At 70.8% G+C, this 16,033-nt stretch carries 16 protein-coding genes and 2 pseudogenes; 8 read left to right on the top strand and 10 right to left on the bottom strand.

What is annotated here, in order from left to right; all coding sequences use genetic code 11:
* Nucleotides 1-1,202: DUF4328 domain-containing protein (locus tag RKE29_RS19100; RefSeq protein ID WP_312006655.1), on the top strand; the 1,202-nt coding region annotated here is incomplete at its 5' end.
* 94 nt (nt 1,203-1,296) lie between these two features.
* On the opposite strand, the gene RKE29_RS19095 is transcribed toward RKE29_RS19100, so the two are convergent.
* Nucleotides 1,297-2,580: an adenylosuccinate synthase gene (locus RKE29_RS19095; protein ID WP_312006654.1), complete on the bottom strand. Its 1,284-nt coding sequence runs from the start codon at nt 2,578-2,580 to the stop codon at nt 1,297-1,299.
* 190 nt (nt 2,581-2,770) lie between these two features.
* On the opposite strand from RKE29_RS19095, the gene RKE29_RS19090 reads away from it, so the two are divergent.
* Nucleotides 2,771-3,865 carry a hypothetical protein gene (locus RKE29_RS19090; RefSeq protein WP_312006653.1) on the top strand — a complete coding sequence of 365 codons (1,095 nt, stop codon included), beginning with the start codon at nt 2,771-2,773 and terminating at the stop codon, nt 3,863-3,865.
* A 63-nt stretch (nt 3,866-3,928) separates the two neighbouring features.
* Here the strand turns inward: RKE29_RS19090 and RKE29_RS19085 are convergent, their stop codons facing one another.
* The 5 genes and pseudogenes from RKE29_RS19085 to RKE29_RS19065 all read right to left on the bottom strand — a co-directional run bounded on the left by RKE29_RS19085 (nt 3,929) and on the right by RKE29_RS19065 (nt 6,329).
* Entirely contained in the window at nt 3,929-4,264 is a 336-nt protein-coding gene (locus RKE29_RS19085) for a hypothetical protein (RefSeq protein WP_312006652.1), read from the bottom strand.
* A gap of 209 nt (nt 4,265-4,473) precedes the next feature.
* The gene (locus RKE29_RS19080) at nt 4,474-4,671 is read right to left on the bottom strand and encodes a DUF397 domain-containing protein (RefSeq protein WP_369016046.1); all 198 of its coding nucleotides are present in this window, start codon (nt 4,669-4,671) and stop codon (nt 4,474-4,476) included.
* Between the two features lie 117 nt (nt 4,672-4,788).
* Entirely contained in the window at nt 4,789-5,628 is an 840-nt protein-coding gene (locus RKE29_RS19075; protein WP_312006650.1) for a helix-turn-helix transcriptional regulator, read from the bottom strand.
* The gene (locus RKE29_RS19070; protein ID WP_312006649.1) at nt 5,625-6,137 is read right to left on the bottom strand and encodes a DUF6879 family protein; all 513 of its coding nucleotides are present in this window, start codon (nt 6,135-6,137) and stop codon (nt 5,625-5,627) included. Before RKE29_RS19070 ends, RKE29_RS19075 begins: the two co-directional genes overlap by 4 nt.
* Nucleotides 6,121-6,329 (bottom strand): annotated as a pseudogene (locus RKE29_RS19065) (hypothetical protein). The gene RKE29_RS19070 and the pseudogene RKE29_RS19065 overlap by 17 nt, the downstream one beginning before the upstream one ends.
* A gap of 238 nt (nt 6,330-6,567) precedes the next feature.
* Between RKE29_RS19065 and RKE29_RS19060 the strand changes: the two are divergent.
* Nucleotides 6,568-7,181 (top strand): annotated as a pseudogene (locus RKE29_RS19060) (helix-turn-helix domain-containing protein); the annotation flags it as partial.
* Nucleotides 7,182-7,359: 178 nt separating this feature from the next.
* Nucleotides 7,360-7,686, top strand: a complete 327-nt coding sequence (locus RKE29_RS19055) for a nucleoside triphosphate pyrophosphohydrolase (protein WP_312006648.1) — start codon at nt 7,360-7,362, stop codon at nt 7,684-7,686.
* Between the two features lie 131 nt (nt 7,687-7,817).
* Here the strand turns inward: RKE29_RS19055 and RKE29_RS19050 are convergent, their stop codons facing one another.
* Entirely contained in the window at nt 7,818-9,155 is a 1,338-nt protein-coding gene (locus RKE29_RS19050; protein ID WP_312006647.1) for a methyltransferase domain-containing protein, read from the bottom strand.
* Nucleotides 9,156-9,170: 15 nt separating this feature from the next.
* Nucleotides 9,171-10,157 (bottom strand): LysR family transcriptional regulator, encoded by a 987-nt coding sequence (locus RKE29_RS19045; protein ID WP_312006646.1) that lies wholly within the window; start codon nt 10,155-10,157, stop codon nt 9,171-9,173.
* Nucleotides 10,158-10,449: 292 nt separating this feature from the next.
* Between RKE29_RS19045 and RKE29_RS19040 the strand changes: the two genes are divergently transcribed.
* From RKE29_RS19040 to RKE29_RS19025, 4 genes are read left to right on the top strand one after another with little or no spacing between them, the layout of a single operon-like run.
* The gene (locus RKE29_RS19040; protein WP_312006645.1) at nt 10,450-11,007 is read left to right on the top strand and encodes a hypothetical protein; all 558 of its coding nucleotides are present in this window, start codon (nt 10,450-10,452) and stop codon (nt 11,005-11,007) included.
* Between the two features lie 5 nt (nt 11,008-11,012).
* A complete protein-coding gene (locus RKE29_RS19035) occupies nt 11,013-11,633 on the top strand; it encodes a hypothetical protein (RefSeq protein ID WP_312006656.1) in 621 nt (206 codons plus the stop codon).
* Between the two features lie 24 nt (nt 11,634-11,657).
* A complete protein-coding gene (locus RKE29_RS19030) occupies nt 11,658-12,602 on the top strand; it encodes a hypothetical protein (protein ID WP_312006643.1) in 945 nt (314 codons plus the stop codon).
* On the top strand, nt 12,599-13,762 hold the full coding sequence (locus RKE29_RS19025) for a cysteine desulfurase family protein (RefSeq protein WP_312006641.1): 1,164 nt from the start codon (nt 12,599-12,601) through the stop codon (nt 13,760-13,762). Before RKE29_RS19030 ends, RKE29_RS19025 begins: the two co-directional genes overlap by 4 nt.
* 310 nt (nt 13,763-14,072) lie before the next feature.
* Here RKE29_RS19025 and RKE29_RS19020 read toward each other — a convergent pair whose 3' ends face one another.
* Both RKE29_RS19020 and RKE29_RS19015 read right to left on the bottom strand, forming a co-directional pair.
* On the bottom strand, nt 14,073-14,384 hold the full coding sequence (locus tag RKE29_RS19020; protein ID WP_312006640.1) for a hypothetical protein: 312 nt from the start codon (nt 14,382-14,384) through the stop codon (nt 14,073-14,075).
* A 38-nt stretch (nt 14,385-14,422) separates the two neighbouring features.
* On the bottom strand, nt 14,423-15,622 hold the full coding sequence (locus tag RKE29_RS19015) for a helix-turn-helix transcriptional regulator (protein WP_312006639.1): 1,200 nt from the start codon (nt 15,620-15,622) through the stop codon (nt 14,423-14,425).
* Nucleotides 15,623-16,033: the final 411 nt, after the last annotated feature.

Raw genomic sequence — 16,033 nt, 5'->3', positions numbered from 1 at the left:
CGTCCCCGCCGCCCGTATCGCCTGCCGCGCCGCTGCCCGCGTCGCCGCCGTCCGCTTCGCCGGTGGCCGCGTCGCCGCCGCCTCCCGTGGCGCCCGCGCAGTCGCCCGCGACACCGCCGCCGTCGGCCCCGACCCCCGCGACGCCGCCCCCGGCCGCGCCCGCGCCCGCAGCCGTACAGGCCCCCGCCACCCCGACCCCGGCCACACCTCCCCCGGCGGCCCCGGCCACTCCGCACCCCCAGGCGGCCACCCCGCCGCCGTACGCGGGAACCCCGCCACCCCAGGCGAGCACGCCACCCCCGTACGCCCAGACTCCGTACGCGCCGGGCCCGTACACCCAGGCGCCCCTCACCGCCCACGGCCCCTACCAGCAGCAGGCGCCCCACACCCACGCCGCGCCGCTGACCGCCGCGCCCTGGCCGACCGGCCTCCACCCGGCACCGGCCCCGGCCTTCGCCCCGGCGGTGCGCTCGCCGCGCGGCCTGGCCAACGTCCTGCTGGCCGCGTTCGGCCTCGGCCTGCTGCTCACCGTCCTACACCTGATCGTGAGCTTCGCGCTCTACGGCGCGTACGGCGACGCCCTCGACGACCTCGGCTTCGACTACGCCGACGACCTCGGCCTCGACTACTCCTCCGACCTCGACGACAAGAAGGACGCCGTCACGACGGTGGAGGTCTTCTCCGTCCTCACGGGGCTCGCGGTCGTCGGGCTGTGGCTGGCGTGGTTCCGGCGCGCCTACGTCAACGCCGCCGCCTTCGCGCCGGGTCGGCACCGCTTCGGCCCCGGCTTCGCGATCGGCTCGTGGTTCATCCCCGTCGCCCAGTTGTGGTTCCCCAAGCAGATGGCCGACGACATGTGGAACGCCAGCGGCCCGCTGCCCGCCGCGCTCCCGCCCCGGCGCACGCTGGTGCACTGGTGGTGGGGGACGTACGTGGCGCTGTGGGCGCTCACCCTGGCCGCCGCCGCCACGGACGGGGCCGCGGACTCCGCCCGGGAGCACCGCAGGGCCGTGGCCTGGTCCATCACGGCCGACTTCGGCTCCCTCACGGCCGCCGTCCTGGCCATGGTCTTCGTGGCCCGGCTCACCGGGATGCAGGACCGGCGGGCCGCGGCCCTGGCCGCCGCGCCGGCGGGCACGGGCATCGTGCCGGGCGCGCCGGGGCTCGGCGGCTACGGCGCCCCCGGCGGCTACGGCCGCTGAACGCCGGGCGCCGAGACCGTACGCACGGACAGCAGACCCGCCCGCCTGGCGGCCGTAGGACCGCCAGGCGGCCCGTACCCGGGGACCGCCCCCGCTACAGCAGCGGGTTGACGACGATCGTCTCCTCGCGGCCCGGCCCGACGCCGATCGCCGAGATCGGCGCGCCGGACAGCTCTTCCAGCGTCTTCACGTACCGCTGCGCGTTCGCGGGCAGGTCCGAGAAGGACTTGGCCTTGGTGATGTCCTCCGACCAGCCCGGCAGCATCTCGTAGACCGGCTTCGCGTGGTGGAAGTCGGTCTGGCTGTACGGCAGCTCCTCCACGCGGCGCCCGTCGATCTCGTACGCCACGCACACCGGGATGTGCTCCCAGCCGGTGAGCACGTCGAGCTTGGTGAGGAAGAAGTCGGTCAGGCCGTTGACGCGGGTCGCGTAGCGGGCGATGACCGCGTCGAACCAGCCGCAGCGCCGGTCGCGTCCGGTGGTCACGCCGCGCTCGCCGCCGATCGTGCGCAGCCGGTCGCCGTCCGCGTCGAACAGCTCGGTCGGGAACGGCCCGGCGCCCACGCGCGTGGTGTACGCCTTGAGGATGCCGATGACGCGGCTGATCTTCGTCGGCCCCACGCCCGCGCCCGTGCAGGCGCCGCCGGCGGTCGGGTTGGAGGAGGTGACGAAGGGGTACGTGCCGTGGTCGACGTCGAGCAGCGTGCCCTGGCCGCCCTCGAAGAGCACGACCTTCCCCTGGTCGATGGCCTCGTTGAGCACCAGGGTGGTGTCGGTGACGTAGCTCGCGAGCTGGTCGGCGTAGCCCAGCAGCTCCTCGACGACCTGGTCGGCGGCGATGGCGCGGCGGTTGTAGAGCTTGGCGAGGACCTGGTTCTTGAAGTCCAGCGCGGCGTCGACCTTCTGCCGCAGGATGGACTCGTCGAACAGGTCCTGCACCCGGATGCCCACCCGGTTGATCTTGTCGGCGTAGCTGGGGCCGATGCCGCGGCCGGTGGTGCCGATCTTCCGCTTGCCGAGAAATCGTTCCGTCACCTTGTCGAGCGTGGTGTGATACGGCGTGATCAGGTGGGCGTTACCGCTGATCAGCAGCTTGGAGGTGTCGACACCGCGCGCCCGCAGCCCGCTCAGCTCGGAGAGCAGGACCGCGGGGTCCACGACGACGCCGTTGCCGATCACCGGCGTGCACCCCGGCGAGAGGATGCCGGAGGGGAGGAGGTGCAGGGCGTAGGTCTGGCCGTCCACGACGACGGTGTGGCCGGCGTTGTTGCCGCCCTGGTAGCGCACCACGTAGTCCACGGAGCCGCCGAGCAGGTCGGTGGCCTTTCCCTTGCCCTCGTCACCCCACTGAGCACCGAGCAGCACAAGTGCGGGCACAGGCGTACACCCCTTCCGGGCGGGGCATGTCCAACGTGCGCGGCGGCGCGCCGCCGTGGGTGGCGGGCTGCCGTGTGGCGGCGGGCTGCCGCCACCCGTTCCGTCGGACCGGTGCCCCGGATAGACGAAGCCCCTGGCGCAACAGCGACAGGGGCTCTTGCACCGAGAGATTACCTGAGGAAGGACCGAGGTGTCGGCTCCAGACCCTGCGGGGCACTCCCTGCTCGTGGTCATCGACCCGGCCGCCCGCAGCGCGGACGGAGAGTCCGTGCGCATCGCCAGGGACGTGCTGTGCGCGGGCGCGCGCGTCAAACTCTGCCTGCCGGAGGGGCCGGAGGAGGTCGCACGGGCCCTCGCGCGCCGGGGCAGCCGCCGCCCGGTGGTGGTCGGCGACGACCGCGCGCTGCTGCGGGTCGTGGAGCTGCTGCACCGCGAGCGGGACCTGGCCGGCGCGCCGCTGTCGGTGGTGCCGGTGGGCGGGCCCGCGGCGGTGGCGCTGGCCCGCTCGCTGGGGGTGCCGACGGGCGCGGTGGCGGCGGCGCGGGCGGTGCTCGACGGGGCGGGGTGCCGCCGCGACCTGCTGGTGGACGACCTGGGCGGGGTGGTGCTCGGCAGCCTGGCGATCCCGTCGGGGCCGACCGGGCTGTACGGGCCGTCGTGCGGACCGTACGAACCGGTGTACGCGGACCCGTACGCGCCCCCGTACCCGGACGTGCCGTACGACGACGCCGCGCAGGGCACCGGCGGGTACGGCGGCGGGTACGACGGCGGCCCGCGCGGCCTCGGCGGGCCGGACGCCGGACGGGGCGCGGCCGGGCCTGACCGGTCGCGCCCGTGGTGGAGCCCGGCGGCCCGGACGGCCCGCTCCGCGCTGGCCTGGCTGGGCGGCCGCCCGGGCACGGCCCGGCCCAGGGCCGCGCGCAGGCGGGACCTGCCGCCCGCGCAGCGCCTGCGGGTGGAGGCGGACGGCGTGCTGCTGGCCGACCTGGACCGCCCGGTGGACCGGGTGTCGGTGTCGACGGCGGCCCCGTCGGCCCCGGCCCCGGAGACCGCCCCTGAGCCCCCGGCACCGGACGGCGCCCCCGGCCAGACGGCCTGCGCGGGCCTGGCCGAGGTGGTGGTGCACGCCCGGTCCGCGCAGCAGCCGGTACGGGCCAGGGCGCGGGCGATCACGGTCTCCGGCCCGGACTTCCGCTACCGCGCCGACGTGCTGGTGGGCGGCCCGGTGCCCAGCCGCACGTGGACGGTGCTGCCGGAGGCGTGGTGCCTGACGCTGCCGCGGTAGTGCTGCCGCGCGCGGCCCGGCTGAGCGGGAACAGCCCTCGGGCCCGGCCTTCCCTCATGAGGGTCATCGCACCGGGCACGCCAGTCGCGGGACGGCGCGGTGCGTCGAGCACACAACGACGCTCACGCTCAGGAACTGCGCCTGCCCCAGGTAGTACCCGCAGGTCATGTCTCCGCCCCACGCCAACCGCCCGGCGGCCGAGGCCACCACGGCGTCGATCCGCGCCGGATCCCGGTCGTGCGCCGAGGCGAACCGCGGCGCGAACTCGGCGAGCCGCCGCCCCAGCCACGCGGCTGCCTGCGCCGCCTCCTCCCACGTGCCCCGGACCAGCGTGACGGGCTTCAGCAGCCAGTACGCCGACTCGATGGGCGGCACGTCCGAGACGGGAAACTCGGCCACCGCCTGCTGATACCTGCCGACCACGTCGGCGGGGCTGCCCGGAGCCGGTTCGGCCGCCGGTGCCGGGCGACGGATGGCCTCGGTATCGAAACGCGACTTGTCCCCCGCCCAGAGATAGCCGTGGTAGTGCACAAGCGAATCCTGGTCTGTACGGTGTGTAGGCCGAGCGACCCCCGTGCGCGGAACGTCCGGGGGCCGCTCGTGGATGGTCAGGCCGGGATGTCGAACTCCCCGGCCTTCGCCCCCCTCAGGAAGTGGTGCCACTCCTGCGGGGTGAACTGCATGACCGTCTCGGTCTTGGTGTCGCGGACGGCGACAATGCCGGGGATGTTGGTGGCTATCTCCACACAGCCTTCGGTGCAGGGACCGCCACACGTGGCTGCGGTCCGGAATTCATATTGCGCCATGCCTCCTCCTGGGCCAGATCCGAAAACCCCTGCCGATGGGCCGGAATTCTCACCGGCGAGTATGAGGCTATTCTGCCGGGCCGTCGGCCAGCGACCCAGAGGCATGCGCGTTACGGACTAAAGATCACGCCTGGCGATCGCCGCCCACTTGCCCAGCAACTGTCTTGCCTGTGCGCCGAAGAGAGCGCACGCTTCGTAGCCGGAGAACTCGTCGATGTAGCTCTGCACATCTTGTGGGTCCCGGAATACAAGGACACCTGTGGAGACTTCCACAGTTGCTATTCTCTGGTCATAGATGGTGAAGGTGTTGAGCGGACAGCCGGGCATATGGGCGTCCATCGGGATGACGCCGAGTCTGACGTTCGGAAGGCGGGTGATGCCGACCAGGTGGTCGATCTGATCAGCCATGGCAGCGCGTGGCAGGAGCGGGAACCTCACGGCCTGCTCCGTCAGGACGAACGTGAAACGCTTCGAGCGGTCCTGGAAAACCTTTTGGCGCGCCAGTTTCATGCTCACAGTTTTTTCGTGCTTTCCGGGAATGTGCGCCAAGCTCGCTCGAATGTACTCCGGAGTGGAGAGAAGGCCGGTGATCATCGACAACAGGAAGGAGCGGAACTCCGACGATGACGACTCCAACCCTGCGAGTTCCAATTGCTTCTTGTCCAGGCCCTTCCGCCGAAGATCCCGCGCCTCCTGCCATTCCGTGTTCGCGATGCGAGCGAGAGCGAAAACCTCGGCGGCCAGTTCGGGCGAAGCACCAAGAGCCCTCATGATGTGCTCTATGTCCACAAGGCTCGGCCGTACCCTGCCGTTTTCGATCCGGCTGATCTTCGACTGAGACATGCTGCAACGCGCCGCGAGCCGGTCCCCGGAGAGGCCGACTCGCTTGCGCAGTGCTTTTAGCATGGCCGCCAGTTCATCCCGCGACTGGCCAAGCTGCTCAGGCTCGAACGTCAACCCTGCACGTACTCCAGAAACGGGACCGACTCGGCCAGGGCAATGCGTTGATACTCGACGAAGGGCGCTGGGTCGCCTTCGTAGACTTCCCGGCTGATCTGCGTTCCGTCGTCCTCGTAATGCATGAGGACAATCGTTGACCGGTCGAACATCCAGAAGTCCTGTACGCGCGGAAGCGGATTGTCCCGATCCGTCACGTCCAGGATTCTGATGTCTTCTCCGACGGGCGCTTGGAGGCTGTAGTAGCGCTGAAACTCGAATTGCAGGTACTCGGTCAGCGGCCGCGTGACGATGTGCACCCGGCCGATGCTTCCACCGGTCCTACGGCGCTCCTGGACGAGTCTGATCCAGTGGTCCTCACGGGGGCCGAAATCGCGCTCACCTGCCTGGAACCGGGCGAACTCATCCGCTTCCTGCGGGACGCGGTAGACCGGCAGCGTCTCAAGCCGCCAGGCCTCTGTCCGGAAGTCCCGGAACTTGGCCCGCCAGTCGTCACCATCCAAGAGCACGGAAGGTCTCCCTGAGAAGGCTTTCGGGGATCTCGACAAGAGCCTCGCCCTGGGGGGAGCGAAGCCCTCGAACACGTCGCCCTGCACGACGAAGGACTTCCTCTCCGTGCGGTACACGTTGGGGGAGTCACCCCCTCCGCACTCCCCGTTTCCGTTCCCCGTGAGCCGGGTGAGCCCCACTCGCTCAGACATGCGCATCCCCCTGCCGCTTGCCCCAGTTGGCTCGGTGATGAAGACGTTACGTGGAGCGACGCGGCGCCGTCCACGCGTACCCGTACCTATGCGCGTACTCGCATAAACCCGTGCCGCTGTGCGCGGCGCCGCCCACCCCGCCCACGCCTCCGTCTGCGGTCCAGCACGCCCCAAGACCTGGACGGCGGTTGCCCCGCTACCGCGGGGCCGGGTCCAACGACGGCGTACCGTCGTCTTTATGGCGAGTGAGCACCTCGGTGATCGGCTGGCGCGGTTGCGGCGTATCGCGGACTTGTCACAGGAAGGGCTGGCCGAGCGCTCCGGCGTGTCGGTGGACGTGGTCAGAAAGCTGGAGCAGAAGCGCAAGCACAGTGCGCGGCTGCCCACCCTGCACGCGCTGGCCAAGGGGCTGGGAATGGAGGTGACGAGCCTGCTGGGCGACCCTCCGGCCGCCCCATCCAACGGCNGAAGCGCAAGCACAGTGCGCGGCTGCCCACCCTGCACGCGCTGGCCAAGGGGCTGGGAATGGAGGTGACGAGCCTGCTGGGCGACCCTCCGGCCGCCCCATCCAACGGCGAGGCGGAACCTCCCGCGCTGGTGGCCGTGCGACGCGCCATCATGCCTCCGCTGTTCGCCCCGCCGCCGGAGCCGGACGGCGTGGAGCGGCTGTCCGCCGCGCTGCTGTGGGAGGAGATCGCGCAGGCGTGGACGCTCTACCACGGCGCGCGGTTAGACCGGCTGCTGGAGGCGCTGTCCGGGATCATCGCGGACGCCCGGCTGGCGGCCGCCGTCGGTGACGCGGACGAACGGGCGGCCGGACACGCGGCGCTGGGCAAGGCGTTGCAGCTCGGCCGACCGCTTCCGCCGCGGGGACGACGGTGACGAGCCGCTGCGGCGGCACGGGGCCCCTCCGAACGGGTGGGATTGGCGGTTCGCATGGCGAGTGGTGAGGCGACTTCTCTAGGCTGCGGCGGTACGAAGGGGCGGCGTCCGGCGACCGCCTCACGAAGACAGGTGCGGGAGAGCACGGGTGGAGCCCTACAGCAGTCACGGCAAGTTGGTACGTGACCGGATTCCGCAGATCATCCGGGAGGACGGAGCCGAGCCGGTCACCTACATCGCGGGCCGGGAGGAATACCGCGGCCGGCTGCGGGACAAGCTCGGCGAGGAGGTCGCCGAGTTCCTTGAGGCGGATGAGGACTCGGCGCCGGAGGAACTCGCGGACGTGCTGGAGGTCGTGCGCGCGCTCGCCGCGGACCTGGGGGTCGACGCGGATCAGCTGGAGAAGATCCGTGAGGCCAAGGCGGGTGAGCGGGGCGGCTTCGCCGACCGGATCGTCTGGACGGGCAACCGCTGACGCAGGCCGTCCTCGGCGACGAGTCGGTACACGACTTCGTGCACAACTGCGTGCGCGGCTGGGGACGTTGGTTGGTACGCGGCTTCGTGCACCAGGATGCCAGCGACTGGGGACGTTCGCGGGTACGCGATTCACGTCCGGGACTTGGTCAGGACGGCATGGCAGACCCCGGGCAGCGGCAGCACGGGGGCACCGGCGGCGGGGGCGAGTCCGGCCCGGCGGGCGAGGGCGGTGATCTCGCCCGGGTCGATGCCGCGCTGGAAGGTCCCCTTGCTCTGGCTGGACCAGAAGCCGTCGTGGTGAGCGGTCCAGCCGCCGTCCGCGGCGGCCTTGGTGATCTCCTCCGGTGAGCGGGTGACCACGACGACATGGCCGCCGGGGCGGGCGAAGGACGCCGCGTCTTTGAGGGCCTGGATCCGCTGCCAGGGGTCGGGCAGCACGTTGAGGACGAACATCGATGTGACCAGGTCGAAGCCGGTCCGCTCGGGGCGGGGCCAGCCGAAGTCGTCGTGAGGGTCGAAGCCTTCGGCATCCAGGCCCGCCGAGCGGTAGTGGGCGATGTCGGCGCCGCGGCCGCAGCCGTGGTCCAGGACGCTTTTGACGCCGAGGGGGCCGGCCAGGTGCTCGGTCACGGCCCGGGAGGCCGGAGAGGGGGCCTGGCGGCTCATCGCGGTCTTATGGGGCTGATACTCCCTTGCGGCCGGGGCGGCGGAGCCCTGAGCGGTGAGCTCGCTCAGCGCGAAGAGCACGTCGTCCGGCTCGGCCGCCTGGCCGGTGACGGGCAGTTCGATCAGCAGCGCGGAGTGGTCGGTGAATGCCGTCGGACCACTTCGCACTGTCGTGTCCGGGGTGACGGTGGCCGTCGCGGTCAGGTGGTCGCTGAGCAGGGCGAGGTCGCAGCGGAAGCGGCTGGGCTTGCCGGAGAAGACCCGCTCGAAGGTGAAGGCGGGCGCCGTCTCGGCGGTGGTGTCGACCAGGCCCGCCCCCTGCATCAGCTGCCTCAGCGTCTGGCGTTCGGCGTCGGTGGTGAAGGTGCTGGTCTCCTCGCCGAACAGGCCGTCCTCGGGGCGGGGGGCGAGGTTGAAGTCCCCGCAGACAAGCAGCGGGCGGCCGTCCTCGGCGGCGGCCATCACGGCGAGTTCGGCCAGCTGGGCGGCCCGGGCGGCACCGGCATAGGCGTCGAGGTGCACCTGAAGGACGACAAGCCACTCCAGCTCGATCCGCTGGACCCACGTCCTGGGCGAGGACACGGAGGGCGGGGCGAGGTCTTCGCTCATCCAGGCGGCCAGGTGTCCGTCGCCGCCGACGAAGGTGAAGCCACCGAGTGCGGGCGGCGTCCGGTCGGCGGGCTTGAACGGCTCCTGGGCGAGCACGGCCTTCACGCCGTGCTCACGCAGCCAGGCGGCGAGGTTCGAGCGGGCGCCGGCGGCGCCGAGACGCTTGTTGAGGTTGACCGAGGCCAGCAGCACGAGGGGTCCTTAAGGTCACAGGGGCAGGGGCCTGCCGGAGGCGGCCTCGTCACGGAAGGCGTCCCACAGGATGTTCAGCGGGTGGGAGCCGTCATACATCTCGCGTTCGCCCTTGCGGGCGAAGACGCCGGAGATCAGCTGGAGCATGGGGTCGAAGTCGTCGGAGAAGTCGATGAGCCGGAAGTCCTCGCTGGTGGGCAGGCGCCCGTCGACGGCGGCCTCGCCGATGGAACGGGCACACAGCATGCACCCATAGGTCATGCGGGACCGCAGCAGGGCGAGTCCGTAATAGATGTCGTCGATCTCGGCGGCGATCTGCAGCTGCGAGCGGAAGTCGGGGCCATACCAGCGCTCGACGAAGTCGGTTATCACCCCGCGGGAGGGGATGACCAGCGGCAGCGTCCGCAGCCGGTCGACGCCGACGGTCCTGGCGGCGAGCTCGCGCACCGGCAGGTTCGTCAACAGGGCAAGGCCCTCGCGATGCCATTCGAGGAAGTCGTACTCGGGGGCGACCCGCTCGGCGGCGGCCTCGGCCGCCAGCCCGCCGCACAGCAGGTCGACCTGGTTGGAGTCCAGGCGTTTCCAGAAGTCCCGGGTCCGCACATGCACGACCTTCAGCTCGACCTCCCGCTCCAGCAGCTGCGGCGCGACACGCTCCCACACCCGGCCCAGGAAACCGAGGGTGAACTCGGTCGTCCCCACCGTCAGCGTCGAGCCGAGCCGACGGCGGGAGTCGGCGATGCCCTGCAGCCAGTCGGCGAAGGTGGCCCGGGCCCGCTCGACGACCTCCAGCCCGGTCGGGGTGAACAGGAAGTCCCGGCCCCGTCCCTGCTTGACCACCAGCAACTCACCGGTGAGGGCCTGGAAGTTGCGGTTGAGGATGTCGAGCTGCTTCTGCACGCTGGACTGCTCACGCCCGAGGACCTTCGCCGCGGCCAGTGCGGTCCCCGCCTCGCGGACGACGATCAGCGTCCGCATCTGGTCCCAGGTCAGATCCAGCAAGTCCGGAGAACACGACAGCAGATCGGCACGGAATCCTTCCGGGCCCGGCACCTTCAACGGCCCGGACGGCAACGACGGCACCATCACGCCCCCTCCCTGACACGGCCTCAACCAGCTTGCACTGTCCGCACGGCCAGCAGAACTGAACTTCTCCGCATTTCACCCCGAGAAAACCTTTAAATGCCCTATCGGACATATGGATATCGCGGACTATCCCGGGGAACATTTCAGCAGCCGCCTTCGATCCGAAAGGCGATGTCCACAGCGCTGCCTACATCCCCGGGGGTGAGCCATGCTCTCAGCCGAGTCGATCACCTGGCTGATCAGTCAGGGCGCCATGGAATGGCCCGGCCAACTCCGCGGCGACGGGCTGCTGTTGACCCTTGGCTCGCCGCTGCAGCCGCTTTCGGCACCCAGCACGCTGGTGATCGACCTCGCCGACCAGTCCAGCATCGACGGCCTCTACGGCGAGTCGGTCACCGAGTGGAAGACCCACGAGTTGATGCCCGGCGAGATGCTGCTGGGGGCGGTCGAGGAGCCGCTGCGGCTGAGGGCCGGGCTGATGGGCATGATCGGCGGGCTGAGCCACCTGGCCCGCGTCGGCCTGGCCGTCCACGTCACCAGCCCGTTCGTCCTGCCCGGCTGGAACGGGCACCTGACGCTGGAACTCGCGAACACCGGCCCCGCCGTCCTGCGGCTGCACCACGGCATGCCGCTGGCCCGCCTCCTCGTCTTCGCCCTGGACGGGCCCCGCAGCGACGACGTCGCGTCCCACCCCTTCTACGGCCGCGAGGCCGACCTGAAAAGCCGATACGCCGACGAGTTCCCCGTCGGCCCGATCCGGAGGTGACCCTGATGGACTGCCAGTTCTGCACCGAGTTCACCGCACGCGAGAGCACGACCCGGATCATCACCGAGACCGCCGGCGGCTGGGTGCTGCTGCCCACCATCGGCGCCCTCACCCCCGGCTACTGCCTGTTCATGCCGCTTGAGCACCTGGACGCCGCCGCCGACGTCACCCCGGCCGACCTGGAGCGGGTCGCGGCGGAGACGGAAGGGATGCGCACGCTGATCCAGGCCCGATACGGGCCCGTCATCCTGGCCGAACACGGCCCGCGCGACTGCGAACTGGGGGCCTCCTGCTGCAGCCACTGCCACCTGCACCTGATCCCCGTCCCCGACCCGGACGCGATCACCGCCGCCTACGAGAAGACCGGCGGCCCCGGCCAGCGGCTCACCTCCATGGCGGCCCTCCCGGCCGCCGCGGACGGCTCCTACCTCCACCTCTCTCCGCGGCCCGGCGAGCACTACTACTGGCCCTCGGCCGGCTTCGCTCGCCAGTTCGTCCGCCGCGTCTGCGCCGACGAGCTCGGCATCGGCGACTTCTTCGACTGGCGCGACCACCCCTTCACCGCGAACCGTGAGCGCACGTTCGCCGAACTGTCCGCCGACCTGCACCTCGCGTACGCCGCCTGACGAAGGGAAGGGGGAAACGGCGCGATGGCGATATCCCTGCCCCGCCCGTTACACGCACTCACCGCCGACGAACTGACCGCCGCGGCCAAGGACCGGCGTTGGCCGAAGTGGCAGACCATGGCCCTGCTGCACTCCCTGCAACTGCCCGTCCTCAACGCCTGCCTCATCGAGCCCGGCCACAGCGCGGCCGCCCTCCGCACCGCCGCCCACGTCCTGGCCGCCGCCACCGGCACCCAGACGCTGATGATCCGCTCCGACGGCGGAGTGGAGAAGAAGCAGTACTACCGCGGCGGCAACACCTTCCCCGCCGAGGAGATCCCGTCCCGCGCGGCCGGGCTGCTGGCCGACGGCCGGGCCGTGATACTCGCCGAGCCCACCAACCGCCTCACCAACCGCCTCACCGTCCTGATCCGCATGGACCGGCCCGGCCGCGGGCGGCCGGGCTCGCTCACTCTGGAGGCGCTCGGGCCCGGCTACGACGTCGCGGACCTGACCCGCGGCCAGATCCCGCCGCAGGTCACCGCCCACCTCGACGACATCGACTGGGACCACTACCAGCCGCCCCGCTGGAACGAATGGAACATCACCGGCGACCGCTGCCCCGGCGGCGAGGACGCCCGCCGGCACCGCCGGCTTGAGCGGCTGGCCACCCAGACCCTCACCGACGGCGGCCACCTGGACGGCACCGTCGGCGCCGAGCACGCCGAGGCATGGCTGCGTGAGCGCGGATTCCTGCACCTGTTCGCCCCGCAGCCGACCCGCGAGGCCCTGGCCAAACGCGCCCGCCGGCTGTTCGAGGACGCCTTCTTCCTCGCCGCGGCCCAGCCGAACCGGAACTGGCACTGCCTGGCCACCGCGTTCTCCGTCTTCGACGAACCCCGCACCGTCTACTGGGACCTGGTCGACGGCGAACGCAAGTACGCCGCGACGGCACCGGCCGCCGCCCGACACGAGGAGCGGGCCGCATGAACACCGAACCGATCTACCTCGACCACCAGGCCTCCACCCCGCTCGACGAGCGCGTTCTGGAGGCGATGCTGCCGTTCTTCACCCGTGAGTACGGCAACCCCTCCAGTCCGCACACCTGCGGACGCACCGCCGCGCGGGCGATCCGCACCGCCCGCCAGCAGGTCGCCGACCTGGTCGGCGCCAAGAACGAGCTGGAGATCGTCTTCACCTCCGGCGCCACCGAGGCCGACCACCTCGCGATCGTCGGCGCCGCCCTGGCTGCCCGCCCGCACGGCGGGCACATCGTCACCAGCGCGATCGAACACAAGGCCGTCCTCGCCGCCTGCCAGCGGCTGGTCGACCACCACGGCTACACGCTCAGCCGCGTCGGCGTCGACGCGCACGGCCGCATCCACCCCGCCGACATCGCCGCCGTCCTCACCCCGAACACCGTGCTGGTCTCGGTGATGCACGCCAACAACGAGATCGGCACCCTGCAACGGCTCGCGGCCATCGCCGAGATCACCGCCCCGCGAGGCATCGTCCTGCACACCGACGCCGCCCAGAGCGCCGGCTGCGGACTCCTCGACGTCGCCGACATCGGCGTCGACCTCGCCTCTCTGTCCGCTCACAAACTCCATGGCCCCAAGGGCATCGGCGCCCTCTACATCCGCGGCGGCACCCGCGTCACCGCCCAGCAGACCGGCGGCGGACAAGAACGCGGCCTGCGGGCCGGCACCCCCAACGTCCCTGCGATCGTCGGCTTCGGCGCCGCCGCCCACCTCATCACCACCGACGCCGTCCCGCCTCCGACCCGCACGCGGGCCCTGCGTGACCGTCTCCAAGACCGCCTCCTGGCCGCGATCCCCGGCGCCACCGTCAACGGTCACCCACACCGGCGACTGCCCGGGAACCTCAGCCTCACCCTCCCCGGCATCGAGGCCGCCGACCTCCTCGACCGCATCCCCGGCATCGCCGCCTCCACCGGCTCGGCCTGCGACACCGGAAGCGGCGAACCCTCCCACGTCCTCATCGCGACCGGCCTCACCCGCGACCAGGCCCGCGCGACCCTCCGGCTCAGCATCGGCCGCACCACCACCGACACCGACATCGACCAGGCCGCCGACCTCATCACCCGCACCGCACACACCCTGATGCCGACGCCCGCCAACGCGGCCTGACCCGCCACCTGAACCGGGCCGCCCCCGCGGAAAGATCCCCGAGGCCCGCCGGGGCGGCCTTCGAGCCTCGCCCGGCCGCCGGGCCTCGGCGCGGGAGCGATCTCACTATCCTTAAGCGGAACGATCAGGGCGTTAAAGGAAAGCCTCCAGCTCGCCCCGCACGCGCCGGGCCCGGTCATCCGGGAAGATCCCCGCCCTCAGCCAGGCACCGACCTGCACGTTGCGGCCGGGCACCAGCCACACCGGGACGTCGCTCAGCAAGGCACGCAGACACATGTCCGACGTTCCGCCGCTAGCGGGAACGAAGTGATCATGGAAGGCGATCACCAGCTCCGGCCGCTCTTGCAGCCACCGGGCCGTCCGGGTCGCCGAGCAGGAATCGGACCCGGAACCCGCTTCGCGCCTTTCGGCGCAGCGTGTCGGCGAAGGCGGGCACCTGGGCCCACAGGAAGTAGGAGGTGAAGCCGCCGAAGAACAGCTTTTCGGTGGCGCCTTCGATGAGTTCGGCCCACACCGTGGAGGGACAGGTCGACCGGTAGGGGTAGCTCTGGACGATCTCCCGGTCGGCTCCGATCTTCAGCCGGTCCTTGACTGCTTTGGGCCACAGCATCTGCTCGTTCACCCCCACCGTCGGCCTGCGGTTCGGCGCTCCCGGACGGCTTATGAGCGCTTGAGATTTTCGTACATCTCACGCAGGTCCGCACTCGCGGGGAGTTTGCGCGCCTCGGTCTCCTCGACGACCTCCAGTGCTCGCCAGTGGTTCGAGGGAACCACGCGTCCGGACAGTATGGCTTTCTGTGCGGCGTCGCAGGCCTCATCGAGGCGGTTTTCGGACAGCAGAATCAGCGCAAGGTCGATGTTGGCGGAGGCCACCCGGCGAGGCCACTTCGAGACGTCGTGATCCGGGGCCAGCCGGGAGATCACCTCGCGGGCGTACGGCTCTGCGGCTGAATCGCCGATCCACGCCAACGTCGTCGCGGTGTACGAAATGGACTTGGCGGGGTCGTACTGGTAGTGGTGCTCAGGGCTCTGCCGCATGGTGAGTGTTTCGGAGAGCTGCTGTACGCGCCTGATAGCTACGTAGGTCTCCCGTGCCTGACCGAGTCTCGCGTGAGCCCGCCCTTCCTGGGCGGTGGCCTGAATGAGTGCCGCACTTCCGTCGGGTGCGACGTCCTGGGCCATGCGCGAGAGTTCGAGCGCCCGGGGGTAGTCGCCGTTCGTCAGGACGCGCCAGGCTTCTGTCTCGTAACACCAGGCCTCTATCTCCGGGTTCTCGGCCTGCCGGGCCAGTGTGACAGCGGTCTGCAAGCGGGCCGTCGCCGCGTTCTCCTGTTTGAGGTCAATATGCACTGTGGCGCCCAGCAGGGACAGCCAGCCCCCGATCGTCAGCAACGCCCGGTGCTCCGCGAGAGTCTTCTTGGCGTCAAGCAGGCGTGTGACATAGGCGGCGTGCTGCCTTATGCGCTGCAAGAGCTCTTGAGGAGGGGACTTCGGGTACGCCGTGGCCAGTTCGTTGAAAGCACGCTCCAGGCGGTGCAGGGTCTCGGCGCCCACATCGCTCGCCTGCACCCGGCGGGCCAACTCCAGCGCGTCCACCTCGTCATCGTAGACAGGAACCGAATCCGCAACTGACAGATCGGTCGCCGCAGACAGGCGAAGATCCAAAAGTTTGCCGAACTCTTCTGGGGTTACCTTCAGTAATTGAGCGATTTTCCGTCGCTGACGCGGGTGTGGGTCGGCATCTCCGCTCTCCCAGCGTTGCACTGTTGTGCGATCCACTGCCAGCGCTTCCGCGAACTGCTCCTGGCTGTAGCCGCACGCCTTCCGACGCTGCGCGAAGCGCTCTCGCTTTCCTGCCATGCCCGTTCTCCGTCCGGGTGACACCGCCTCAGCCAGGGTAGCCCATGCGGCCAAAACGCCGCAGACATGCGGCACTTCTGCGGTGGTACCGCACTGTTCTGTCCGGGAGCGTGGAGAGACGGAAGACCCCGGCGACGCGGGCATGCGTCCCGGGGCATGGCGAACGCTGCAAGGAGCGTCAGCATGTCGAAGAGTAACGGCGTACGCGTTTTATTGCGACGCATGTTCCCAAGTCGCGTGTCTGGTCGACACCGGGCGGGGTCGGTTCCGCCCCCGGTCGTCTCCCACCGGGGAGCTGTGGGGGTGGAGACCGGACCGGCTCAGGTGGCTGCGGTAGCGGACACCCCGACGTTGCGGTTGCCCCGGGTGCCCGCCGAGCCCGCCCCGGATCCGGCGGATGAGGTGTTCTGG

Source organism: Streptomyces sp. B1866, assembly GCF_031932565.1.
Taxonomy (GTDB): Bacteria; Actinomycetota; Actinomycetes; order Streptomycetales; family Streptomycetaceae; genus Streptomyces.
The sequence above is the reverse complement of the archived record's forward strand: the minus strand, read 5'-3'. Positions and strand labels throughout refer to the sequence as shown.